At 69.7% G+C, this 23,818-nt stretch carries 19 protein-coding genes and 3 pseudogenes; 10 read left to right on the top strand and 12 right to left on the bottom strand.

Features of this window, described 5'->3' with window-relative positions; genetic code table 11:
• Positions 1-35: 35 nt before the first annotated feature.
• The 6 genes and pseudogenes from ACF088_RS09735 to ACF088_RS09760 all read right to left on the bottom strand — a co-directional run.
• Complete coding sequence (locus ACF088_RS09735) at positions 36-1,208, bottom strand: FAD-dependent oxidoreductase (protein WP_392374894.1); 1,173 nt, start codon at positions 1,206-1,208, stop codon at positions 36-38.
• A 143-nt stretch (positions 1,209-1,351) separates the two neighbouring features.
• The gene (locus ACF088_RS09740; RefSeq protein WP_392374896.1) at positions 1,352-3,046 is read right to left on the bottom strand and encodes an APC family permease; all 1,695 of its coding nucleotides are present in this window, start codon (positions 3,044-3,046) and stop codon (positions 1,352-1,354) included.
• Between the two features lie 369 nt (positions 3,047-3,415).
• Entirely contained in the window at positions 3,416-4,174 is a 759-nt protein-coding gene (locus ACF088_RS09745) for an Ig-like domain repeat protein (protein ID WP_392375017.1), read from the bottom strand.
• Positions 4,171-4,569, bottom strand: coding sequence for a hypothetical protein (locus tag ACF088_RS09750; RefSeq protein WP_392375028.1), 399 nt, complete (start codon positions 4,567-4,569; stop codon positions 4,171-4,173). The genes ACF088_RS09745 and ACF088_RS09750 overlap by 4 nt, the downstream gene beginning before the upstream one ends.
• Before the next feature lie 139 nt (positions 4,570-4,708).
• A pseudogene (locus ACF088_RS09755) lies at positions 4,709-4,774 on the bottom strand (hypothetical protein); the annotation flags it as partial.
• Between the two features lie 154 nt (positions 4,775-4,928).
• Positions 4,929-5,306 (bottom strand): annotated as a pseudogene (locus tag ACF088_RS09760) (IPT/TIG domain-containing protein); the annotation flags it as partial.
• Positions 5,307-5,328: 22 nt separating this feature from the next.
• Between ACF088_RS09760 and ACF088_RS09765 the strand changes: the two are divergent.
• From ACF088_RS09765 to ACF088_RS09785, 5 genes are all read left to right on the top strand, one after another.
• On the top strand, positions 5,329-5,865 hold the full coding sequence (locus tag ACF088_RS09765; protein ID WP_392374898.1) for a restriction endonuclease: 537 nt from the start codon (positions 5,329-5,331) through the stop codon (positions 5,863-5,865).
• A gap of 297 nt (positions 5,866-6,162) precedes the next feature.
• A complete protein-coding gene (locus tag ACF088_RS09770) occupies positions 6,163-6,918 on the top strand; it encodes a (5-formylfuran-3-yl)methyl phosphate synthase (RefSeq protein WP_392374899.1) in 756 nt (251 codons plus the stop codon).
• An 8-nt stretch (positions 6,919-6,926) separates the two neighbouring features.
• Positions 6,927-8,333: an aldehyde dehydrogenase family protein gene (locus tag ACF088_RS09775; protein WP_392374901.1), complete on the top strand. Its 1,407-nt coding sequence runs from the start codon at positions 6,927-6,929 to the stop codon at positions 8,331-8,333.
• Entirely contained in the window at positions 8,333-9,436 is a 1,104-nt protein-coding gene (locus ACF088_RS09780) for an NAD(P)-dependent alcohol dehydrogenase (RefSeq protein WP_392374903.1), read from the top strand. Before ACF088_RS09775 ends, ACF088_RS09780 begins: the two co-directional genes overlap by 1 nt.
• Positions 9,437-9,725: 289 nt before the next feature.
• Positions 9,726-10,643, top strand: a complete 918-nt coding sequence (locus ACF088_RS09785) for a class I SAM-dependent methyltransferase (protein WP_392374905.1) — start codon at positions 9,726-9,728, stop codon at positions 10,641-10,643.
• A 41-nt stretch (positions 10,644-10,684) separates the two neighbouring features.
• On the opposite strand, the gene ACF088_RS09790 is transcribed toward ACF088_RS09785, so the two are convergent.
• The 5 genes from ACF088_RS09790 to ACF088_RS09810 all read right to left on the bottom strand — a co-directional run bounded on the left by ACF088_RS09790 (position 10,685) and on the right by ACF088_RS09810 (position 16,144).
• Positions 10,685-11,035 (bottom strand): UBP-type zinc finger domain-containing protein, encoded by a 351-nt coding sequence (locus tag ACF088_RS09790; RefSeq protein WP_392374906.1) that lies wholly within the window; start codon positions 11,033-11,035, stop codon positions 10,685-10,687.
• On the bottom strand, positions 11,032-12,516 hold the full coding sequence (locus ACF088_RS09795) for an ATP-binding protein (RefSeq protein WP_392374908.1): 1,485 nt from the start codon (positions 12,514-12,516) through the stop codon (positions 11,032-11,034). The genes ACF088_RS09790 and ACF088_RS09795 overlap by 4 nt, the downstream gene beginning before the upstream one ends.
• Complete coding sequence (locus ACF088_RS09800) at positions 12,513-14,189, bottom strand: FAD-dependent oxidoreductase (RefSeq protein ID WP_392375019.1); 1,677 nt, start codon at positions 14,187-14,189, stop codon at positions 12,513-12,515. The genes ACF088_RS09795 and ACF088_RS09800 overlap by 4 nt, the downstream gene beginning before the upstream one ends.
• Before the next feature lie 779 nt (positions 14,190-14,968).
• On the bottom strand, positions 14,969-15,271 hold the full coding sequence (locus ACF088_RS09805) for an NUDIX domain-containing protein (RefSeq protein ID WP_392374909.1): 303 nt from the start codon (positions 15,269-15,271) through the stop codon (positions 14,969-14,971).
• Positions 15,272-15,289: 18 nt separating this feature from the next.
• Positions 15,290-16,144, bottom strand: a complete 855-nt coding sequence (locus ACF088_RS09810; protein ID WP_392374910.1) for an ABC transporter ATP-binding protein — start codon at positions 16,142-16,144, stop codon at positions 15,290-15,292.
• Between the two features lie 43 nt (positions 16,145-16,187).
• On the opposite strand from ACF088_RS09810, the gene ACF088_RS09815 reads away from it, so the two are divergent.
• From ACF088_RS09815 to ACF088_RS09835, 5 genes are all read left to right on the top strand, one after another.
• Positions 16,188-16,793: a hypothetical protein gene (locus tag ACF088_RS09815; RefSeq protein ID WP_392374912.1), complete on the top strand. Its 606-nt coding sequence runs from the start codon at positions 16,188-16,190 to the stop codon at positions 16,791-16,793.
• Positions 16,794-18,047: 1,254 nt separating this feature from the next.
• A complete protein-coding gene (locus ACF088_RS09820; protein ID WP_392374914.1) occupies positions 18,048-18,254 on the top strand; it encodes a hypothetical protein in 207 nt (68 codons plus the stop codon).
• Positions 18,255-18,878: 624 nt separating this feature from the next.
• Positions 18,879-19,064, top strand: a complete 186-nt coding sequence (locus ACF088_RS09825; RefSeq protein WP_392374915.1) for a hypothetical protein — start codon at positions 18,879-18,881, stop codon at positions 19,062-19,064.
• Between the two features lie 169 nt (positions 19,065-19,233).
• The gene (locus tag ACF088_RS09830; protein ID WP_392374917.1) at positions 19,234-21,228 is read left to right on the top strand and encodes an ATP-binding protein; all 1,995 of its coding nucleotides are present in this window, start codon (positions 19,234-19,236) and stop codon (positions 21,226-21,228) included.
• A gap of 1,530 nt (positions 21,229-22,758) precedes the next feature.
• Positions 22,759-23,226 carry a GNAT family N-acetyltransferase gene (locus ACF088_RS09835; protein WP_392375021.1) on the top strand — a complete coding sequence of 156 codons (468 nt, stop codon included), beginning with the start codon at positions 22,759-22,761 and terminating at the stop codon, positions 23,224-23,226.
• On the opposite strand, the pseudogene ACF088_RS09840 reads toward ACF088_RS09835, so the two are convergent.
• Positions 23,227-23,699, bottom strand: a pseudogene (locus ACF088_RS09840) (transposase); the annotation flags it as partial. It abuts the gene before it with no gap.
• Between the last annotated feature and the right edge of the window lie 119 nt (positions 23,700-23,818).

The raw sequence follows: 23,818 nt of genomic DNA on the forward strand, positions 1-23,818 counted from the left end.
CGGAGCACGGGCCGGGCCGGGGTCGTATGCCCGGCTCAGTCCGTGTTGCCGGAGGCGGCGTTCAGATCGAGGTCCCAGTCCAGTTGGCGGGCCAGGGTGTCGTCGCCGGGGCGCTGGGGGGAGGGTGCCCGGCCGGTGCGCGAGGGGGTGCGGGTGCCGCGGGAGATCTCTCCGCTGGCGGTGATGTTGTGCTCCACGCGGGGGCGGCGGCAGGCCTCGTAGAGGGAGAGTGCGCTGTCCGGGTCGGGGGTGTCCCGCAGGGACTTGGCGAGGATGACGGCGTCCTCCAACGCCATCGAGGCTCCTTGCCCCGTTGCCGGTGAGGCCGCGTGCGCGGCGTCACCGATGATCAGCGTCCGTCCGGAGCGCCAGGGGGTGGTGAGCGGGATCTCGGTGGCGTTGGTGGCCATGATGCCGTCGGTGGAGGCCGCGACGATGCTCGCGGCGGGGGTGGCGTCCTTGCCCAGCAGCTCGACGAGTTGCTCCCGCCAACGGGAGGGCGTGGGGTGTGCGAGTTCATCGGCGGGGAGGGCTTGACCGGCGACGCGGGCGAACCAGGAGGTCTCTCCGTCCGGCGAGACCGCGTAGCCGAAGGCGGCGGCACTGCCCCGCACCATCGTGATGTGCCCCGTCTCCTCCGCCACCGGCGCGCTGTGCGTGTAGCCGTAGAAGACGCTCTGCCCCGCGTAGACGGGATCCGCGCCGGGCGCGATCGATCGCCGGATGGTCGAGTTCAGGCCATCGGCGCCGATGAGCAGATCACCGGTCGCGACGCCGCCGTCGGCAAAACGCGCGGTCACCGTGCTCGGGCCGTTCTCGACGGACACCAGCCGCGCCCCGTGCGACAGCTCGATTCCCCGGCGGAAGGCCTCGGCCTGCAACGCAGCGGTCAACTCGCCACGGCGCAGGCACCGGTACCGCAGGGCCGCGTCGTCGGCCTCCCCGAGCGGCACGTGGGCCACCTCACCACCCTGGTCGTCGAGCACCCGCATCGAGCGCAGTGGAAAGCCGAGCGCGGTGACCGCATCCGAGGCGTCGAGCTGCGCCAGCGCGCGCATCCCGTTGCTCGCCAAGGTCAGAAACGCCCCGATGTCCTCGGCGGTGTCGGGATGCGCCTCGTGCACGGCGACGTCGAACCCTGCCTTGTGCAGCGCCAGTGCGGTCGCCGTACCGGCGATCCCGCCGCCGATGACCAGTATGCGTGTCACGTGCCGCTCCCATCTTCTGCGCAGCCCCCCTCGGGCCTCCGGGTAAATGATGTACCCGGTCGGCCCGGCGTTTCAGGAATCCGCGGCCAATGGCTCGTGCACGTTTCGAGGTTCCCCGGACGGAGGCCCTCAGACGGACGCCCTCAGACGGAGGCCTTCGGGCGTGCGTCGTCGGGGGCGCCGGTGGGGTGCGGGGTGGCTTCGGCGGCGGACGGAGCGCCGGTCAGGCCCCGTTCGTGGGCCCTGACCCCGGAGCGCACCGCCCAGAAGTAGAAGACCGGAGCGGTGACCGCGATCAGGGCGGTGCCCAGCACGCCGGGCAGGATGCCCCGGCCGCCGAACTCCTGGCCGCCCAGCGCGGACACCGTGGCCGTCCACACCAGGAAGGTGATCATCCACCAGGCCGGAGCGAATTGCCGCAGCAGGCTCGCGCCTCGCCCGCCCTTGCCGGACGCTTCGCGGTCCCTCCCGATCTCGCCCCGGCGCCACAGCACCAGCGCCGCCACCGGTGCGGACACCAGCGTCAGCAGGGTGATCTTGCCGGTCTCCGGCCACTTCGACCAGTACAGCGCGCAGGCGGCGAAGGCGAAGGTGACCGGGCACAGCACCCCGGCGGCCGGCAGCCGGAAGGGACGGGGCAGGTCCGGGCGGGTCCGCCGCAGCACCCCCACCGCGACCGGGCCGATCAGATACGAGATGACCATGGCCGCGGACACCACCCCGGCCAGCGCCTGCCAGCTGCGGCCGATGGTGAGCAGCAGCACGACGGAGAAGCCGAGGTTGAGCCACATTGCGGGGCGGGCGGTGCCATAGCGGGGGTGTACGGCCGCCAGCTTCCGGGGGAAGAACCCGGTCTCGGCGAGGTTGGTGACCATGTACGCGGCCGAGGCGACATTGGCGATGTTGGACCCGGCCGGCGAGATGAACGCGCCGAACTGCAGCATGGTGACCACCCAGTGCAGCATCAGCAGCCCCGCCAGGTCGGCGAACGGCGAGTTGAGATTCACGCCCTGCCAGCCGCCGGACCGCTCCAGCAGCTCCGGCGGCACCGCGCCGAGGTACGAGACCTGCAGCGCCAGATAGATCACCAGGCCCAGGGCGAGCGCGCCGGCCAGGGCGAGCGGGATGGCCCGGCCCGGGTTCTTGGCGGCTCCGCCGAGGTTGACCACGGCCTGGAACCCGTTGAAGGCGAAGACCACGCCGCAGGTGGTGACGGCGGTGAGCACGGCCGGCCAGCCGTACGGGGCGAAGCCGCCGTGGGCGGTGAAGTTCGAGGTGTGGAAGCCGGACCCGACCAGGGCGAGTACCGCCAGCACCGGGATGGCGAACTTGACCAGCGTGAGCACGGTGTTGGCGCGGGCCAGCAGCTGGACCGACCAGAAACAGGTCAGCCAGAGCGCGAGGGTCAGGACCAGCGCCACCGCCGTGCCGGAGAGGGTCAGCTGGTGGGTGCCCGGATCGACCAGGCCCCTCGCCCAGTCGAAGCTCCAGGACGTCATGTACTGGGTGGCCGCGATCGACTCGATCGGGACCAGCGAGGCGGTCGCGATCCACACCGCCCAGCCGGTGAGGAAGCCCAGGACCGGGCCGTGCGAGAGGTGCCCGTAGCGGGCCATGCCGCCGGGGATCGGGTAGACCGAGCCGATCTCCGCGTACGACATCGCGATCATGCCGATGAAGACGACGCCGATCACCCACGCGACCAGCGCCGCGGGGCCCGCCACCTGGGCGGCTGCGCCGGCTCCGAAGAGCCATCCGGAGCCGAAGATCGAGCCGATGCCGATCATGATGAGGGCGAAGAGGCTGAGCCCCTTGCGCTCGCCGGCGCTCATATCCATGGGAAGTGTCGTCCGTCCTGGTATCGCGCACGCCCCCGCACTGTCGAGGGGCCGCTGTCCTCTGCTGCCGACCACCCTATTTCCGGCCCGATGACGGGAACGCCGCTGCGCTGCGGGAACACCCTGCGGACCGGCCCCGCCAGACCACGCGCCCAGGTCCAACGGGTCCGGCCCCACGGCCTGTTCACTCCCCGCCCGCAGCCCGTCGGCCGCCCGGGAGGTCCCTGCATGAGACGCGTCACAGCGAGGGGGAGCGAGTGCCCGTCCGCGAGGCCGGTGACGCGGGTTCCGAGGGCCCCGGTGCCGCAGGTGGGGCCCGTCGGCCGGGTGCCAGGTACCACGTGGCCGACGGGCCTCTGCGGCGGCGCCTCAGTTGGTGACCACCTGGATGGTGGTCCCGCTGGACGGTGCGTAGCTCACCTCGCCGTTGTAGTTGCCGGTGACGAGGTGGGTTCCCTTCGGCAGGGGGTTGAACACCGCGCTGGCCCGGCCGTCGACCAGGGGCACGGTCTGGGGGGTGCGCCCGGCGATGGCGAGGGTGATGGAACCGGTGGGGGTGCCCGTTCCGGGGGCCACCGTGGTGACCGTCGCGGTGACGGTCACGTGGTCACCCGTTGTCGAGGGGTTCGGCGTGGACAGCACGACCGTGGAGGTGGCCGCTTTGTTGACCATCTGGGTGTCGGTGCCGCTCGACGCCGTGAAGCTGTCGTTCCCGCCGTAGGCGGCCGAGAGGGTGAACGGACTGCCCGTGGTGCCGGTGTAGGCGTGGGTGACGGTCGCGACCCCGCCCGACACCGGTGCGGTGGCGGAGCCGGTCCCGTCGCCGAAGGTGAAGGTGACGTTGCCGGTGGGCGTGCCGGACGCGGCGGACACCGTCGCCCTGACGGTGACCGACTGGCCGGAAGCGGAGGGATCCGGGGTCGAGGTCACCGTGGTCATGCTCTTGCTCTTGCTGAGGGTCTGGGTGTCGCTGCCGGTGGAGGCGGTGAAGTTGGAGTCCCCGTTGTAGGTGCCCGTGAGGGGGTACGGACTGCCGGAGGTGCGGGTGTAGGTGTGCGAGGTGGCGGCGGCCCCGTCGGTGAGGGGGACGGTGGCCGGCGCCGTGCCGCCGCCGAAGTCGAACGTCACCGTGCCGGTCGGCGCCCGTCCCCCGGCGGTACGGGGGCGACCCGCGCGACGAGGGTGACGGCCTGCCCGGCCACCGAGGGGTCGGGGGAGGACAGCACGGTGGTGGTGGTCGAGGCCGCCTCGACCACCTGGGTGTCCGTCCCGCTGGACGGGGTGAACAAGACATCGCCGCCGTAGGAGACGGTGACCTCGTAGGGGGCCACGGACGCAGCGGTGTAGACGTGGCCGACCGACGCCGTGCCGCCGGTGAGGGCCGCCGGCAACGGGCGCCGAGCCGTCCCCGAAGTCGAAGGTGACGGTGCCGGCCGGGGTGCCGGTGGTGGGCGGAATCCAGTCACCACGGCGGTGGAGGTGACCGCTTCCCTCACGACGGAGGGGGCGGGCGCGGAGCTCACGGCCGTCTCCGTGGGCGCCTGGTAGCCGAAGCCGCCGGACACGGTCACGCTGCCGCCCGGGGTGGTGATGACGAGGTCGGCCGGACCCGGCGGTCCCCGGGGGCGTCACCACCAGCAGCAGGGTGTCGGAGTACGTGCGGAAGGACACCGTGGGCAGACCGCCGACGGTGACGGCGGTGACCTGGCCGAGTCCGGTGCCGCTCACGACCGGGGTGGTACCACCCGCGATCGGCCCGGTGGCCGGGCTGACACCGCTCACCGACGGCGCCGCGGCACAGGTGTAGCGCAGTGGGTTGCTCACTCCGCCGATGGTGGTGACGTAGACCGGGACGGTACCGGCCCCCGCGACGGGGGGCGGACACCAGCAGCTGCCCCTCGGAGACCGCGGTGGGGAAGGCGAGCGCGTTACCGAAGTGCACCAGCACCGCGGTGCTCAGGTTGGCGCCCACCAGCTCCACCACATTGCCCCCGCCGACCGGGCCGGCGGAGGGGATGAGCCGCGAAATGCTGGGCACCAGTACAGGTAGAAGAAGTACCCGACGCGGGCGCTGCCGCCGGGTGTGGTGACGGTGACCGGGACCGTCCCGCTGCCCGCGGGGGTCACCCGGCGCCCGGCGCCCGACCCGACCGAAGCGCCCGACCCGGCCGAAGCGCCCGACCCGGTCGAAGCGCCGGCCCCGTGGCCGAGCCGCCCGGCGCCGTGCACACGAAGCCAAAGCCTTCGCGCTTCTCCTCATCGGGGCCTTCGCCCTCGCGGCCGTGAGCGCCTACCCCGTCACCAGCACCCTCGTCATCGTCCTCGCGGCCGCCGCGGCCCTGACCGTCCACCTCGCCCGCACCGGCAGGCTCCGCCTCCCCGCGGGCCCGGCCGGCGCAGCGGGAACCGGTCCGCACCGGGACTTCACCCACACCATCGCCGCCTACCAGGCCATGGGCTCCACCGAGTTCGAACACGCCATGGCAGACCTCGCCCGCCGCGACCCCGCCGTCCGCGGGACCGACGTCTCCGGCGGCAAGAACGACCGCGGCCTCGACGTCCTGGTCCATCTCCACAGCGGCGACCGCTACCTCCTCCAGTGCAAGCGCTGGAAAGGCCGCGTCGGCTCCGAAGAGGTCATGAAGATCAACGGCACATACCGGGACATCCACCACTGTGTCGGCGCGGCCATCATCACCACCGGCGCCTTCACCGCAGACGCCGAGCGCACCAACGCCATGCTGCCCACGGCGCTGCGCCTCATCGACGGCCGCGGCCTCGCCCGCTGGGCCTCCGGCGGCAGGCCGCCCTGGGCGTGAGGCCGCAGCAGGCGGGAGAGGGGCGGAGCGCGGACGAAACCGTGCTGCCGGAGAGCGCGTCCCGCCGGCCGTGTGCCAACGGGCGCACCTGTGCGCGGCCGGTTCGAAGCGGCGTAGACGGCGTGCTGGGGGCGTGGGCACCTCATGGCAATGACCCGTTCGGACTCCGCGCGCCCTGCCGATCGCCACGGGCCGCAGCAATGATGAGCAGACCGCACGTGATCCAGGCGCCTCCGCACACCTGCCCGTTGACAGGTGGAGATGTAGCGGGGGACATGCAGTGGAAGGGAATCCACGTTGTTGCTTCTCATCTCCCCGGACGGCGTCGAGGAGGCCCTCGACTGCGCGAAGGCGGCGGAGCACCTCGACATCGTCGATGTCAAGAAGCCCGACGAGGGCTCGCTCGGCGCGAACTTCCCCTGGGTCATCAGGGAGATCCGCGACGCGGTCCCGGCGGACAAGCCGGTGTCCGCCACCGTGGGAGACGTACCGTTCAAGCCCGGCACGGTGGCCCAGGCGGCGCTCGGTGCCGCTGTCTCCGGAGCCACCTATATCAAGGTCGGCCTCTACGGGTGCACCACGCCCGAGCAGGGCATCGAGGTCATGCGAGGGGTCGTCCGGGCAGTGAAGGACCATCGGCCGGACGCGTTCGTCGTCGCCTCGGGCTACGCCGACGCCCACCGGATCGGCTGCGTCAACCCGCTCGCGCTGCCCGACATCGCCCGCCGCTCCGGCGCCGATGCGGCCATGCTCGACACTGCGGTCAAGGACGGGACACGGCTGTTCGACCACGTTCCGCCCGACGTCTGTGCGGAGTTCGTCCGGCTGGCCCACGAGGCTGATCTGCTCGCCGCCCTCGCGGGCAGCGTCAAGGTGGGAGACCTCGGCGCGCTGACCCGCATCGGCACGGACATCGTGGGGGTGCGCGGGGCGGTCTGCGAGGGGGGCGACCGCAACACCGGAAGGATTCAGCCGCAGTTGGTGGCCGCCTTCCGGGCGGAGATGGACCGGCAGGCCCGGGAATGCGCAGCCGCCGCCGTTGCCGCGAGCTGACCGCCGGCATGCCGACGCGTCCGTCCCGTCGCCCGCCTCGGACCCTCGGCGAGCGTTTCGCCGTCCTCGATCCGGCCACGGGCGAGGCCTTCGACGAGGCTCCCGACCAGCAGCCGGACGAGTTGGACGCCGTCGTCGGCCGGGCCCACGAGGCCTGGCGCGACTGGCGGGCCGACCCCGTCGCCCGCGCCACCGCGTTGCGCGCGGCAGCCGATGCCGTGGAGGCGGCCGGGACGGACCTCGCTCCGCTGCTCACCCGTGAACAGGGCAAACCCCTGGCCGAGTCGTACGCGGAGATCGCCCGCGTGGCGGCCCGCCTGCGCTACTTCGCCGACCTGGACCCCGGTCCCCAGCCGATCACGGACGGTCGGCCGGTACACAGCGAGGTCCGCTGGCGGTCGCTCGGGCCCGTCGCCGCGATCGTGCCGTGGAACTTTCCCCTCCAGCTCGCGTCGGCGAAGTTCGCGCCCGCGCTCGCCGCAGGCAACACGATGGTGCTCAAGCCCTCCCCGTTCACTCCCCTCGCCACCCGGCTGCTGGGCTCCGTGATCGCCACCGCTCTCCCCGAGGACGTCCTGACGATCGTCACCGGTCGCGAACCCCTCGGCGCCCGCCTCGCGTCCCATCCGGGGATCCGCCATGTGACCTTCACCGGTTCGATTCCCACCGGGCGGGCCGTCGCGGAGGGCGCGGCGGCCTCGCTCGCCCGGGTCACCCTGGAACTGGGCGGTAACGATGCCGCCATCCTGCTGGAGGACGTGGAGGTGGAGCGGATCGCGGACCGGCTGTTCTGGGCGGCGTTCCGCAACTGCGGGCAGGTCTGCATGGCGGTCAAGCGCGTCTACGTCCCGGCCCGGCTCTACTCCCATGTGGTCGAGGCCCTCGCGCAGCGCGCGAAGACCACCGTCGTCGGAGCCGGGCTCGACCCGGGCTCGCAGCTGGGGCCGGTCAACAACGCCCCCCAACTGGCCCGGGTGGAGCGCTACACGGCCCAGGCCCTGGCCGACGGTGCCCGAGCCGTGGCCGGTGGTCACCGGCTGGAGGGGCCGGGCTACTTCTTCGCCCCGACGATCCTGGCCGATGTCCCGCCCGACAGCCCGGTGGTGACGCAGGAGCAGTTCGGCCCGGTCCTGCCGGTGCTGCCGTACGGGAGCCTCGACGAAGCCGTCGAGGCGGCCAACGGGACCGGCTTCGGGCTGGGCGGCTCGGTATGGGGGACCGACCTCGACCGGGCCGAGGCGGTGGCCGGCCGGCTGGAGTGCGGCACGGCGTGGATCAACCACCATGCCGAACTGTCCCTCGCCCAGCCGTTCACGGGCACCAAGCAGAGCGGTGTCGGCGTCGCGGGCGGGCCGTGGGGGCTCTACGGGAACCTCAGGCCGTTCGTCGTGCACCGTCCTCAGGAGGCGTGTTGATGCGGTTCGGTGCGGCGGTGCTGCGCTCGTACGAGAGCCGGTTCGCCGTCGAGGAGGTGATCTTGAACGCGGGGCCGGCCGACGGCGAGGTCCTGGTCAAGATCGCGGGCTGCGGGATGTGCCGGACCGATCTCGCGGTCCGGCGTTCGGCGGGCCGCTCACCGCTGCCGGCGGTGCTCGGCCACGAGGGGGCCGGGGTCGTGGTGGATACGGGCGGCCCGGACACCGGCCTGAGCGTCGGCGACCATGTCGTGCTGAGCTTCGACTCCTGCGGACACTGCCGGAACTGCAGGGGAGCGGCCCCGGCCTACTGTGACTCCTTCGCCGCGCTCAACCTCTTCGGAGGGCGCAAGGAGAACGCGGCGCGGTTCACCGACGCGGCCGGGGGCGCACTGGCCCCGCGGTGGTTCGGCCAGTCCTCCTTCGCCGAGTACGCGATGGTCCCGGCCCGCAACGCCGTCCGGGTCGACCCCTCGCTGCCCATCGAACTGCTCGGACCGCTCGGCTGCGGCTTCCTCACCGGCGCCGGAGCGGTCTTCCACTCCTTCGGCGCCGGCCCCGGCGACACCCTCGCGGTCTTCGGTGCGGGAGCGGTGGGCCTGGCCGCGGTGATGGCGGCCACCGCCGCCGGGGCGGTGACGGTGGCCGTCGACCGGCACCCCGAACGGCTGGCCCTCGCCGAGCGGCTCCGCGCGATCCCGCTGCATGCCGCATCGGCCGGCCTGCCCGACCGCATTCGGCAACTGACCGACGGCGGCGCGCAGTACGCGCTGGACACCACCGGCTCCGCTCAGCTGATCAACGACGCACTCCGGGCCCTGCGCCCCACCGGCCACCTCGGCCTGGTGGCACGGCTCCACACCACGCTGCCGCTCGAACCGGGGGCACTGGACCGCGGCCGGAGGATCTCCCACCTCTGCGAGGGGGACGCGGTGCCGGCACTGCTGATTCCGCGGCTGATCGGGCTGTGGCAGGCCGGGCGGTTCCCGTTCGACCAGCTGATCCGCACGTACCCGCTCGCCGACATCAACACGGCCGAACGCGACTGCGACGCGGGCCGCGTGGTCAAACCCGTCCTGGTTCCGGAGGGGAAGGGCCGATGAGCGAGGCGTGCAACGCGGCTGCCGCTCCGCTCGACGCTGCTCCTCGACCGCCATCCGGCAGCCGGCCACGGACGCCGCACCGCCGCGGCCGGCCCGCGCGGGGCACTGACCCACGCCGGGCCGACCGGACTGATGAACCGGACGGCCGCAGGGCCGCGCGCCCTCGACCACACCCCGGGGAACGGGCGCTCAGAGCTGAGCTGTGGCGTCGTGCGTCGTGCAGTCACCGCGGATCCAACGTCCGTACTCCTCGCTGTTCGTGGTCTCGACTCGCACCAAGGGAGAACACATGGTCGGCACAGCGCCTCGGAACACCGATGTGGAAGACGTGCACGGGGGTGTCGGCCTGACCGCTCTCCTGGTCGCCGCGGCACGGGCGATCGAGACCCACCGCCACGACAGCCTGGCACGGGACGTCTACGCAGAGCACTTCGTGCTCGCCGCACCGGCGTCCGCGGGCTGGCCGGTCCGCATGCCACAGGTACCGGACGGGGACGCGAACCCGCTGTGGGGGCGATTCGCGCGCTACTTCGGTCTACGGACGAGGGTCCTCGACGACTTCCTTCTCCGGTCGGTGCACACGGGCGCCCGCCAAGTGGTCCTGCTCGGCGCGGGGTTGGATGCGCGGGCCTTCCGGCTCGACTGGCCGCCCGGCTGCGTGATCTTCGAGATCGACAGGGAAGGCGTGCTGGCGTTCAAGCACAAGGTGCTCGGCGGACTGTCGGCCACCCCGAAGGCGGCGCGCGTACCGATCCCGGTCGATCTGCGCGCCGACTGGGTCGGGGCACTGACCGACGCCGGCTTCGACACGGCCGCACCGAGCGTCTGGCTGGCCGAGGGGTTGCTGTTCTACCTGCCCAACGCCGCCGAGACGTACCTGATCGACACGGTGGACCGGTTGAGCGCGGGGGGAAGTGCCCTGGCGTTCGAGGTCAAGCTCGACAAGGACTTGCTGGAGTACCGCGACAGCCCGCTCTACACCTCGACGACACAGCAGATCGGCATCGACCTGCTCAACCTGTTCGACACCGAGCCACGGCCCGACTCCGCAGGTCAACTGGCGGGCAAGGGCTGGTCCACATCGGTCCACACGCCCTTCGACTTCACCCGCCGGCACGGACGCGGTCCGCTGCCCGAGCCGAACGACGCGCTGGCGGGCAACCGGTGGGTGTTCGCGAGCAAGCCCGGGCGGACGGAAGGCGACTGACCGGCAAGGCGGCCCGCGAGGAGATCTCGGGGCCCTTCTGCCTATCCCAGGCGGTTGGCCCAGTCCTCGGGGACTCGTCCCGCAGGGCCGGGGGTGGGCTGATCGGCCGGGTGGCTCTCCGGGGGAGCCAGGTGCGGGCCCGAGGCGTACAGCTGTGAGGTCTCGTAGTTCCAGAACCAGGTCTCGCCCGGTTCGAAGCTGCGGATCACCGGGTGCCCGGTGGCCCGCGCATGGGCCGTCATGTGCTTGGCGGGGGAGTCGTCGCAACAGCCGATGTGGCCGCACTGTGCGCAGCGTCGCAGGTGGAACCACCAGCCGCCGTCGGCGTCGCACTCGGCGCACCCGGCCCCGCTGGGTGGGGCTGAGGGGTCGATTCCGTTCGGGGATTTCATGTCGGCTCCTGTGGCTCCTGTGGGGTCTCTGGGGTCTCTGGGGGATGGGGGTCGGCGGAGGCCAGCGGGAGGCGTACCTGGAAGCGGGTGTCGCCGGGGACGGAGTGGAACCGCAGGTCCCCGTTGTGCTTGTTGATGACGATGCGCCATGAGATGTCCAGACCGAGACCTGTACCCTCACCCACCGGTTTGGTGGTGAAGAACGGGTCGAAGACGCGGTCGCGGATCTCTGCGGGGACTCCGGGGCCGGTGTCGCAGATTTCGACGAGCAGATGGTCTCCCTCGCGGGCGGTACGCACGGTCAACGTGCCGTCGGCGCCCGTGCTGTTCATCGCCGAAAGGGCGTTGTCGATCAGATTCGTCCATACCTGGTTGAGTTCGCTGGGGTAGGCCGGGATCTTCGGCAGACTGCGGTCGTAGTCCTTGACGACGGTGATGTGGGGGCCGATCTTCGCGGAGACCATCAGCAGGGTGCTGTCCAGCAGTTCGTGCACGTTGGCGACCTGGTAGGGCGCTCGGTCGAGTTGCGAGTACTGCTTGGCCGCGGTGACGAGCGTCGAGACGCGGTGGGTCGACTCCTCGATCTCGTTCATCAACAGTTCGGTCTCCACGGTGTAGTTGAGCCACCGCACGGCACCTTCGAGGGTGTCCGCGTCCACGGTTGCGGCGATCTGGTCCAGCCAGTCGGTATCAAGGCCGGCCTGTACGAAGATCGGCGCGAGCTGCCATCCGTCCCCGATGCCGTGGTCCTCCAGCCAGTCGGAGAGGGTGTCCTCCCGGTCCGAGGCTTCCAGCGGGCTCAGGGTGGTGGCCTTGGCGACGCGCTCGGCCGTGCGCTCCTGGACGTCGATGAGTGTCTCCAGGCTGTCACGCCGATAGGTGCGTGCCGCGATGATGCCGAGCTTGTGGCGCATTCCGGCAACACGCTCGCGGAGCGCGGAGGTGGCCCGCACGGCCGCGGTGGCGGGGTTGTTCAGCTCATGGGTCAGCCCTGCGGACAGCGATCCGAGAGCCAGCAGCCGTTCTCGCTGGCCGACGGCCTCCTGGGTGCTCTTGGCGCCGAAGAAGAGGCCTTCGAGCAGGTGCACGGCCATGGGAAACCACTCGCGCATGATCGCGGCGAAGGTCTCCGCGGGCAGCACGAAGAAGCGTGAGGGCGCGATGACCTGCAGGGAGCTGTTGTACACCTGCCGCAAACGGTCACCCAGGTAGGCCTGGAAAGCTCCCGCGTACACCCCGCGGCCGGAGCTCCGGGTGATCTCCACGTCGTAGTCCCCGATCCGGCGCGAGAGCACGAGGGTCCCTTCGAGCAGCACATAGAAGCACGTGGCGGCATCGCCCTCCCCGTACACGGGCCCGGGTGCGAACTCCTCCACACGGCCTTCGCGGCAGAGCCGGGCGAGCTGGTCGGGGGCCAGCTTCTCGAACAGGAACAGCGAGCCGAGTTCTTCCTGACTGCAGGGCATCGGCCGGCCGTTCATGACTGCTCCAGATATCGGTGCACGAGCATGACCGCCATGGCTCCTTCTCCCACTGCGGAGGCGACGCGCTTGGCGGACTCGGCGCGGGCGTCTCCGGCGACGAACACGCCCGGGACGTTCGTTTCCAAGTGGTAGGGCGGCCGGTCCAACTCCCAGTCGGCCGGCGGGCTCCCGTCCGCGGTCAGATCGGGGCCGGCCAGGATGAACCCGTGGGAGTCCCGGAGCACCGTGCCCGCCAGCCAGCCGGTCAGCGGGGCCGCTCCGATGAAGACGAACATCCACTGCGCGTCGACGAGTTCGGTGTGGCCGGTCGTGGTGTCGCGCAGGGTGATCTGTTCCAGTTGATGCGAACCGTGCGCGGCGTCGACGACCGTGTTGGTGCGCACCGAGATCGTGGGCGTCTCGTCGACCTGCTGGACGAGGTAGTGCGACATCGACGTGGACAAGGACGGCTTACGCACCAGCACGGTGACCGACTTGGCGCTCCGGGCCAGGTATATCGCGGCCTGGCCGGCGGAGTTCGCGCCGCCGACGATGTACACGTCATGGCCCTGGCACGCGGCCGCTTCGGTCAACGCCGAGCCGTAGAACACTCCGCAGCCGGTCAACTCGGGCACGTGAGGCGCATCCAGCTGCCGGTACGACACGCCGGTCGCGAGAATCACGGAGTGCGCGGCGACAGCGGAGCCGTCCGAGAACCGGACGACGCGTGATGCGCCGTTGATCTCCAGCCCGGTGACCTCGCGCGCGGTCAGGATCTCGGCACCGAACTTCGCCGCCTGACGCCGGGCCCGGTCGGTGAGCTGTGCCCCGGACACGCCGTCCGGAAAGCCGAGATAGTTCTCGATGCGCGAGCTCTGCCCCGCCTGGCCCCCGGTCGCGGACCGTTCCACGAGGACGGTCCGCAGCCCCTCGGAAGCCCCGTACACCGCTGCACCCAGACCGGCTGGTCCGCCACCGATGACGATGAGGTCGTAGAAGTCGGTCGCCGGGGTCGTCGCGAGGCCGACCCGGGCGGCGAGCTCCTGGTCCTCGGGCTCGATGAGGGCCGTGCCGTCCGGAGTGATCACCAGCGGAAGCCGCAGCCCCTCCTGCCCCGCGGCGCACAGCAGCCGCCGGCCTTCCGGATCGTCGGACGAGTACCAGCGGTAGGGCACCTGGTTGCGGGCCAGGAACTCCCGCACGGCCGACGACCGTGCCGACCAGCGGTGCCCGACCACCTTGGTGACGGCCACCGGCCGGCGATCGGTGGCCCGCCAGGCCTGCAGCAGATCGTCGAGCACGGGGTAGAGCTTCTCCTCGGGCGGCTCCCAGGGCTTGAGCAGGTAGTGGTCGAGGTCGACGACATTGATCGCGTCGATGGCCGCGTTGGTGTCCGCGTACGCGGTCAGCAGCACCCGCCGGGCGCCGGGGTAGATGTCGAGAGCCTGCTCGAGAAACTCGATGCCGTTCATCTTCGGCATCCGGTAGTCGGCCAGGATCACCGCGACGGGGCCGCCGCGCAGCTTCAGCTCACGCAGGGCGGCAAGGGCGGACTCGCCGGACTCCGCGCGCACGATCCGGTACGACGCGCCGTAGTGTCGCCGCAGGTCGCGGGCGACGGCACGCGACACGCCCGGATCGTCGTCCACGGTCATGATGACGGTCCGGGCCGGATCGGCGGCCTGCTCCATAGGCATCCCGTCCCCGAGTCGGTTCCCCGAGTCGATCACCGTTCCCGAGTCGCTCGCGCTTCCGCACCGGCTTCACATTCCTGTCCGGCACGCCAGTGCGTCGGCTAATCCCATCTTATGAGTGATTTTCCTGCTTTGCAGGGCAGGTCAGCGCCTCGGAGTGCACCGGCACACTGCCGATGATCAGCAGCCCGTCACCGTTGGTGGCGGAGGCGGGCCGCTCACCCTCACCACGTAACCTCAGCCGCGGGCAGCGCCCGCCGTCTGCACTCATTCGACCCGGCAGTCCAACGACGTCGCGGCGCCGGCCTGCCATCCTGGAACCGTCCGCCGGCAGCAGGCGCCTTGCCCCCGCGCCTCTGGCCTGTCCAGGCGGCCACGGCCGCGCACGCCTCCGCCACCAGGGCTCCGACGACCGCGTGCCGGACCTGCCGCCGGGCGCGCAGCCGCCTCACGAGGACGAGCACGGCGGTCACCGTTGCGGCGGCAGCTGCGGGCCGCACACCGCGGACCGCCGATCCCGTTTGCGGCCGGAACGCCAGTGCGGGTGCCCCTGTCGTAGCCGTAGCCGTAGCCGCAGTCGCAGTCGCAGTCGCACCAGTGGCAGTGGCCACAGGCGTGGCGCGTGGTGTCGTCGTCATCGCCTCGGCTCGGCGGCGTCGGCGCCATCATCGGAGCGGCGTCGGCCGGTGACTTTTGAGGACGGAGGCGACCGGCCTTGGAGGCACCGGTGAGCGTGTCGCCCTCGACGGTGACGGCGAAGGCCAGGCCGACGCGTATCACCCGGGGTCGCCGGTCCGCTGGCCGGCGAAGCCCTGAATCGGGACGAGGGTGTCGTCGCAGCTCCCTGCTTCTTCCACGGCGAAGGGGACGATGCCGGGGATGCCGAGGCCGGCCTCTTCGCGCAGTTCGCGCCGGACCGTCTCCTCCAGGGACCGGTCACCCGGTTCACGGCCGCCGCCGAGCAGGGACCACGACCCCCGCTCCCAGACCCCGGGAATCTCGTCCAGCAGGTCCAGCAGGTCCAGCAGGTCCAGCAGGTCCAGCAGGTACGCGCCGGCCCGCCCCGTAGTGGATCTCACGCTGCAAAGTCCGCTCGTTCACGGGTGCACCGTCCTGGAGCCGTGTTCGGAAGCTGCGGACGCGGTCTGGTAGCCGGCCGCCTGGAGGGTGAACATCTGGGCGTAGTCGCCCCCGAGGGCCATGAGTTCTTGGTGGCATCCCGCTTCGGTGATGCGCCCGCCGTCGAAGACGTAGATGCGGTCGCAGTCGACGACGCTGGCCAGCCGATGGGAGATCAGCACGGTGATCTGGTCATCGCGGAGCTTGCCGCGCAGCACGGCCTGGTAGACGTCGTGTTCGGCGCGCGGGTCCATGCTCGCGGTCGGTTCGTCCAGCAGCAGCACCGGTGCGTCCTTGTAGAGCCCGCGGGCCACGGCGATCTTCGCCCACTGTCCGGCCGACAGCTCCTGGCCGTCGCGGAACCGCTTGGACAGCAGCGCCTGCCAGGTGCCGGGCAGGCCGGCGATGACCTGATCGGCACCGGAGGCCCGCGCGGCGTCCAGCGCCCGCTGAGGGTCGGCCTCGGTGAGCGTGCCGCGCGAGACCGTGAGGTTCGCCAGCGCGCTGAAGGGAAAACGCACCGGATCCTGCAGCACCGTGGCCACACGCCTCTGAAGGGGTTCGGTGTCCAGATCCGCGGCATCCACCCCGTCCCACAGGACCGACCCCTCCTGCGGGTCGTAGAGACCGGCGATCAGCCGTGAACAGGTGCTCTTTCCGGACCCGTTGAGGCCGACGAAGGCAACGGTCTCCCCGGCACGCAGGGTCAGTGAGACGTCATCGAGCGCCGGGGTGTCTTTGCCGGGGTAGGTGTAGCGGACGTTCCGCAGCGTGATCGCTTTGACGGTTTCGGGTGCCGCCTGCTTTCCACGGCGGACGGCGGTGGGCGCCATGATCGGATATGCCTGGCCGACGAGGGCGGTACGGGGAGGGCGAGTGGAGCACTACACGGCCGACCAGATCCAGGTGGTGACGTTCGCAGAGAGTGTGCGGGCCCGTCCGGCAATGTACTTCCGGGTCGGCCGGGACAGCCCTGAGCTCCCCACGGAGGTGCTGCAAACGGTGGTGTGGGACGCGCTGCACCGTGGTGACGGCACACATGGACGGATCCGTGTCGAAGTCGTCTCTGACCTCAGCTTCACGGTGGTGGACGATCGACGTCCTACCATCGACGAGCTGGGAAATCCCCTTCCGGGCTTCTTCAATTCCCTGCTCGACAAGGAGCGGTGGGCTCCCGCCGCCGCAGCAGCACTCAGCGTTCGTACCGTCATAGAGGTCTGGCTGGAGGGCCGTGGCTTTCGCCAGGAGCTGGCCGGTTCGGTGCCTACCGGACCGGTGGAGGAATTCACGGCGCCGGTGGCAACCGGAAGCCTGGCCACCTTCGAGCTGGATCCCGCCTACTTCGCTCCAGGAGAGGCCCTCGCATGGGCTCTGCTACCGAGTGAATTGCACGGAGAAAGATGCGGCCAGCTCCCTTCAACCGCAACGTTCCCCATACGTGCTCTTCGAGCGGACGACGAAGGATTCTCAGCCGTCGGGTAGCACCGTGTGCGCAGGAGGGAGAAGCCTGCTCGGCCGTACATATTCCGCTTGAGCATTTTGATCCGGCCGATATGGCTGCACCAGATGACACTCGCCACCACTTCCGGCAGTACCTCGGCACCGCCAGTGGCGCCCAGCCCACCCGGTCCCACCAGTTGGAGCGGGTGTTGGGCAACGCCCCCGTCGGCCGGGTCGCTGTTCCTGGCCTTCCGTACGGGCCTGGACCGCATCGGCGCTGACCCGGAGGAGGTCGTTGCAGCCGGCGTCGAGGCGGGCTCGCTGCACCGGGTATTCGGTCCATGTTCCCCGGCCCAGGCGGGGGTGTCTCCGGGCGCGGGGACGCCGACCCAAGCCACGGCGAGCGGGCAAGCAGGTGCCCCCGCGCCCGCGGGGGATGGTCCCGAGTCACCGGCTACGACCGTCACGAAGCCCATGGCACCGCCACCCCGCTGCATGGATGAGGACCACAGAGGGCGGGCGCAGCCGACGTCGGGGATTCTCGTGTTCGGCCCTGCAGCGCGGGAGCCGCAGCACTGCAGCGAGTGGTCATGCGGGGCGACGCTAGGACCTCGGGGACCGTCCGTAAGCCAGAGTGAGGGCATTGCGTACTGCGACGTGTCCGACCGCTTGGAAAGCCTTGGCGTGAGAATCCAGTTCGTGGACGCGCATGCTGCGCAGTACAACCGCTACCGCCACAGTGGTGGCGACGCCCAGCTCAGCCAGCTCTTCGCGGATTCCCCTATCGAGCGCAGTTCGGAAGGTGGCCATGTCTGACGGGCTGATGCCAGATCGATGGTCCCACCCGTGTATGTCCAGATCGGCGGCTACCTGGAACGCGATGCCCTCCTCCCCGGGATCGAAGTCCACGGTGACCATCGCGAAATCGGCGGGACAACTGCTCTGACGCGCATACACAGCCTGGACACCACGGATGGGGCAGGGAGGGAACGCTCTGGCCTCGGAGTCCACGCGACTACGGTAGCCCGGGAGGTGACAGATCTGGCCTCCCCCCTGCATCTTGCTGATCGAAACAGCGACATGACTGCTCTCTGTGGCAATTGCCGTGCTTCCGCTCTCTCGGAACGAAGCATCGAGAGAAGACGCCCTCTTGAGGACGTGGCCGGCCCAGATCGGCCACATGGCCGGGCAGCGGCAGCGGCTGCTGGCGTTGCTGCCTGGCCGCGGGACGTTGGCCTGCCCGGGTCCACTTGCCCCGGGGGGCTGGCAGGGCACTGGGGGGGAGAGCGGTCAGACATGGTGCTGCAGGTTCCCGAGCCGATACCGTCCGCGCCGTTCGCCGCGCTGCCGACGGCTGGGGTTGCGTACGAGGGCGAGTGGGACGGCTACCGCTGCCTCCTCGCCCGGCACCCCGATGGCCGGGTGGAGATAGCAATCGCACCACCCGGCAGCAACGCATGCAACGGAGCGTCATGGTTATGGGCTCGCCCCGGCTGCAACTGATACGACAACAACCCATCGGCACCCCGGGGGGTGCCTCGTGGCCGCCAACATGCGGCCCGGACAAGCGACGCTCACCCCGCCACCGCCCGCTTCGCCAACACCGGCTCGGCCCCCACGAGCGCCTCCCGCTCCCGCCCATGGGCCTGCTCCAGCCATGACTCCTTCACTCCAGGTTGACCTCGTCGACCGTGCCCACAGCGCGGCAATGCCAGAATCGGCACGGCTTTCGGAGCGGTACTCAAGGGAGGCGTTGCCTGCTGGACACCACACTGCAGCGGCCGCCGGGACCCCTCCGACCAGTCCGAGACCGACGAACACGATGCCCTCCCTGACCTGGAAGTCGGGAAAGCCCGGTCAGGGGCGTCCTTTCTTCCGACTCGGAGAGCAGCTACGGCCAAGGGCACCATCCGTGCCGACCGGGAGCCGGCCGGCCAGACATCGATACGAGGCCTCTCGCCCTGTATCGGCGCGCAGGCGGTAAATAGGTGTTCCCGCTTGCGCGGGAACACCCCGTTCCCGGCCGGGAACACCCGCTTGTCCCGGCACACTGGCCAGATCGCTGCAAGATGTGGTGCTCATATCCGTTCACCGGGTGGGGCGCCACCGTTCATTCGGAGGGTTTGCGTGAACCGGTCTTTGCTGACCATGCGCGCTGCACTGGTCCTGCTGCTGGGCGTTCTTGTCGGGGCAGGTGCGGGAACGTTGACCGTCCTGTCGGGCCGTGGGGGGCAGGCGGAGGCGTGGCTGGTGGGTACGGCGGCCTGTGCGGGCGCGGTGACGTTCTTCAACTGGGTCATAGATGAGGACTAGCCCTAGGCTGCGATCACTGAAGGCCGCCCACGCCGGTGGACGATGGCGGGCCCTCAGCATGATGAAGCCCGCAGTGCCTGCAGCAACTCGCGGATAGGTATGAGCCGTTGCTCGGGACGCGAGCACGAAGTCTTGTTCGAGGGCGGACGTTCGGGGGAGAGAAGAGTCGGTGACGAAAGAGGACGGCCGAAAGCGTTCGGCTTTCGAGGATGCGGACGGTTTCAAACCGCTGTCGGAGCAACTACTCCCTGAGATACGTGAGTTGGCGCTGGCGCTGCGGCATCTGTTGAAGATCTCGGGGAAGTCGCAGCGTCAGTTCGCCGCCGCGTATCACACCAGTGTCTCCTCGGTGTCGCGCTACCTCAGCGGAGAGCGCATACCGGAGAAGCACTTCCTCGATGGGCTGTTGAAATCGGCTTGCAGGGCTCACGACAGGGAAGTTCCCGCCGACCTCCAGGGCCGTATCTACCAACTGCACCGCGACGCTCTGCTGACCGACAATCCTGCCCGCTACCGGGAGCAGATGGCCAGCGACCGCCTGGAGGAAGCCGTCCTGCGCGAGGAGGAACTGGAGCTTGCCTCCCGAGACCTGCACCGTCAGCTGCAGGGGCGCATGGTGCAGCTGAAGGCGCTGGAGTCACAGCTTCACGAGGTCACGGCAGCGCAGCGGCAGGAACAGCCTGCGCCCGGATCAGATGTCGAACGCCACAGGATGCGCAGGGAGGAACTTGAGGAAGAGTGCGCTCGGCTTCGGGGAAAGGTCGCGCTCCTGGAAAGATCCCTCAAGGACGCGGAACGGGCAAGGGACGCAGCGCGCCTGCGATGCCGGGCACTTGAGGCGGAGCTGGCCACTGCCACCCAGGCTGCAGAGCGTGCCGATCTTGAGCGGCAGGCTCGTGAGGAACGCTTGCGCCTGGCGAAAGCCGTCGACGTGGCCGAACACCGTCTCGCGGACCTCGACCGCGTCCATCAGGAGGCAGAACGCGTACGCACCGAGGCCGACCTGGAGGCCGCCAGGCAGGTGGAGGCGGCCCGCGCGGAGGCGGACGAACTGCTGAAGGACGCCGCGCTGAAGGCGATGAGAGTCAGGCCGGCGGTTCTGAGGAGATCGGACGCGCTGCGTCAGTTGAGGGAAGCGGCGCTTGAGATGGCCGACCGGCGCCTTCCTGAACTGGCTCAACATCTGGCCTCTGAGGTCCCGCACGGACTAAGGGCTGAGTCCTTTACCCAGATCATCGGGCTTCAAGGATCAGGTGACATCGGACAGACGGCCCGGGCACTTGAGGCGGCACACCGCGCGTGTGTCGAACTCGCCGTCGACCAGGCGCATCTCCGGCAGAACTCTGCTGTCATCGTCCGCAGCCTCGCGCGCCGCTGCCAGGGACTTTTGTACCGACAACTGTCACGCATCACCGAGATGGAGGCCGCCGAGCACGACCCGCAGCGACGTGCTGAACTGTTCGAACTCGACCACCTGGCCACCATGATGCGCCGCATCTGTGAGAACCTCCTCACGCTTGCCGGCACGGAACCCGGCGGCACAGGGACCCACCCGATGCCGCTGGTCGACGTACTGCGCGCCGCCGCGTGCGAAGTGGCGAGCTACGACCGCATCGAGCTGATTGCCACCCCCGCCTCCAGTATCGCCGGATCTGTTGTCAACGACCTGGTCCACCTGCTTGCCGAACTCTTCGAGAACGCCCTGGCGTTCTCCCCGCCGCAGGCCCCCGTCACGGTGACAGGCCACGCATTGCCCGATGGCAGAGTGCTGATCGAGATCCACGACCGTGGAATCGGGATGACGGCCGAAGATCTCGCCGGCGTCAATGAACGACTTGCCGCTCCCCCCACGACGGTTGGTCTGGATGGCCGAGTGGGTCTTGCAGTGGCCTGCCTGCTCGGAGCCCGGCACGCGTTCCGTATGCAGCTGCGTCCCTCCGATTACGGAGGGCTGACCGCTCTGGTCATGCTTCCCGTCTCCTCCGTTGACCGCAGCAACACGCTGGACAGGCACCAGGACCTGGCTGTGACCACGGACGGACTGTTCGGAACCGAACAGCTCGGCCAGAGCAAGCCGCACGGGTCGCAATACAGCTCGGAACCCGTCCTGCATCTCTTCACCATCTGCGACTCCGGCGGTTTGTTCATTGAGCGCCAGATGTGAATGCTGCGCCGCAGCCAGGAAACACGTACTGCTGGCCAGGACGTCCCCGGACGGGTACGCCGCCCCGCTGGCCAGGGGTGCCGCATGGTGTTCTCCGTCAGTAGTCGTTCTCCAGCTCCCCGTCCTTGCACGTACATCGTGCTTACCTGCTTGGAGGTCACACAGTCGTATGCTCTCTACGCGGTCGGGGTGACATGGGGTTCGTTCATCCGACTGTTATGAGCGGCGTTCAGTGGCCTCGGTCTCGGGAGCCGTGAGCTTGTGGCCGGGGCATCTGACAAATCCGTTAGTGATCACTAGGTGGATGACTCGTTGACCTGGAGATCTAGTGATCGCTTCAGGATCTGTTGCTGTGGTTTGGCGTGGCTCTGACCTGAGGCTTCCACGGAGCTGCGGAAGCTGAAGGGTCTCTGAGGTGCAAGTTCAGTGATCGTCTCGGAATGTAGTGATCGGCGCGGGAGTTTGTCATCGCTGCGTGGTTCGGGCGGATTGGTTTGTGCTGTCAGGGGGCTGGCGGGATCGTGCCTGAGCGGCGGTTTCGGCGCCGTGCTGGCGGCAGGGCTGCGTCGTCTCAATGAGATTGCAGCCTGCAAAACGTTGAGACGACCGTGTAGGTGTGGGCCGGGTTCGTAGGTCGCGGGCGGCACCCGGCCAGTCCTGTGCCGTCAGGCTTGCCGTCGAGGCGCGGCACCAGCGACTCCATTGTGCTGCCAGCCGAGCGCACCAAGGTCGGCGGCAAAGTCGGATCAGGGGTGATGTACCAGGTGAAGGGCGCCGCCGGCCCCGTCCACGGCGCTGTCATCGCCATCGTGGTGACCAACGGAGCCTTCACCCGCGATGCCAAGGCATGGGGCGAACGCCACCAGGTCCACCAGGTCCAGCGCGTCGACCGGACCGGCTGCGCACCTGGGCCGAGCACGGCACCCCACTCCAAGACCTGCTGCGCCTGCCGCCCAGGCTCGCGCGGCGAGATGTTCGTCGGCGCGTATCCCGAACCACCCCGATCGCACACTAACGGGCGCACCAGGAAAGGAGGGCCGATGTACGGCGACGGCTCTTTCGAGCGGTGGTTGAAGTTTGGCCTCGGGGTCTGTTTGCCTTGGCTGCCGCCAAAATGTTCTGGCACTGGCTCACACAGGACGTCAGGAACCGGATCACGGTGGACGTGTGGGGGCGGATTGTGCCTCTGCCGGCAGGGGCGAGCCGCCTGCCATCGAGTGCAGGGCGAGGGCGGCGTGGGCTCGCGCGTCTTCGCGGCCGGCTTCGGCGCGCGGCCGCGGCGTTGCGACCTCTGGGACGAGGGGTGGGACGCCTTTGCTCGTGCTCCGACCGGGACGGTTCGCCGGTGCGCGCGTAGGGCCGAGTGGACAGGCCTCAATGCGGTCGGAGTGTAGGGGCCACTGCGAAACCCCTTGGACACATCCGTGATGCCCCACGACGATTCGCACTGTGACAGACAAAGCCAAACTCCGGCCCTCAGTCCCCACCAGCCCAAAAGCAGTGCGATTTGTCGAGTTGTCGACCACGGCCATGACTGCCTTGCTGGACGACGACCTTGCTCAAGCCAGTGCCGAAGCGGGGGTCGCTCTCACCGAGTATTTCCTCACGGACCGGGCGAAATGGGTGTGGCAGTATCGCGTCAACCAGTTGACCTTGGACCCGGGTAGCGCGGGGTGGCTCACGAACGCCGTGGTAGCCGAGCCGGAAAGTGCCGTCGTGGGTTATGCCGGGTTCCACGGGCCGCCGGATGAGGCAGGCATGGTGGAAATTGGCTACTCCGTGGCCCCCGGCTACCGTCGCCGGGGGTACGCCAGGGCGATATTGACCGAGTTGGTGCATCGAGCCGTTGCCGAAGCTCGGGTCAGGACCGCGCGGGTGACGATCAGTCCGGACAACGCCGCGTCCCTGGCGACGATTTCCGGGTTCGGCTTCGTGGAGGTCGGAGAGCAGTGGGACGAGGAGGACGGCCTCGAACTCATATTTGAAGTCCCTGCCTGATCACGCCGCTGCCGAAAGCGGTCGGCCTCCCCAGCGGATGCCTTTCTCACTGCGGACGCGGGCACGTTCGCAGCGTTCGGCGGCCAGGACGTCCCGGTGGCGGGCGTTGGCGTTGCGCCAGCGGAGGTAGGCGTGCAGGGCCCGGGGCTACACGGTGTGGTTGGGGTGGTGGGAGTTGGCGATGGCGAACTGCCGCAGGGGTCCGAAGTGGACCTCGATCGGGTTGGCCCAGGATGCGTAGGTCGGGGTGAAGCACAGCTGGACCTTGCGTTTCTCTGCCCAGCGGCGGATGTCGGCGCCTTTGTGGGCGGACAGGTTGTCCAGGATCACGTAGATCGGGGCGCCGTCGGGCTGGTCGGAACGGATCGATTTCAGTGCGGCCAGCGTGTTGGCGTGCCCTTCCTGCGGCGGTCGACGCCCCACAGGGCGTCGTGGCCGACCGAGTAGCAGCCGTGGAAGTACCGCACACGGTGGCTGTCGATGCTCTCTTTAGTTGCGACATGCGGATGGCTGTGACGTGCAGTGTTGGGAGTTCATGTAGGAAATCTTGGTCCTACTGTTGACCTGGGGTGGTATGCATATGTGGGCTTGT

The organism is Streptomyces sp. NPDC015125, from assembly GCF_043080045.1.
Classification (GTDB): Bacteria; Actinomycetota; Actinomycetes; order Streptomycetales; family Streptomycetaceae; genus Streptomyces.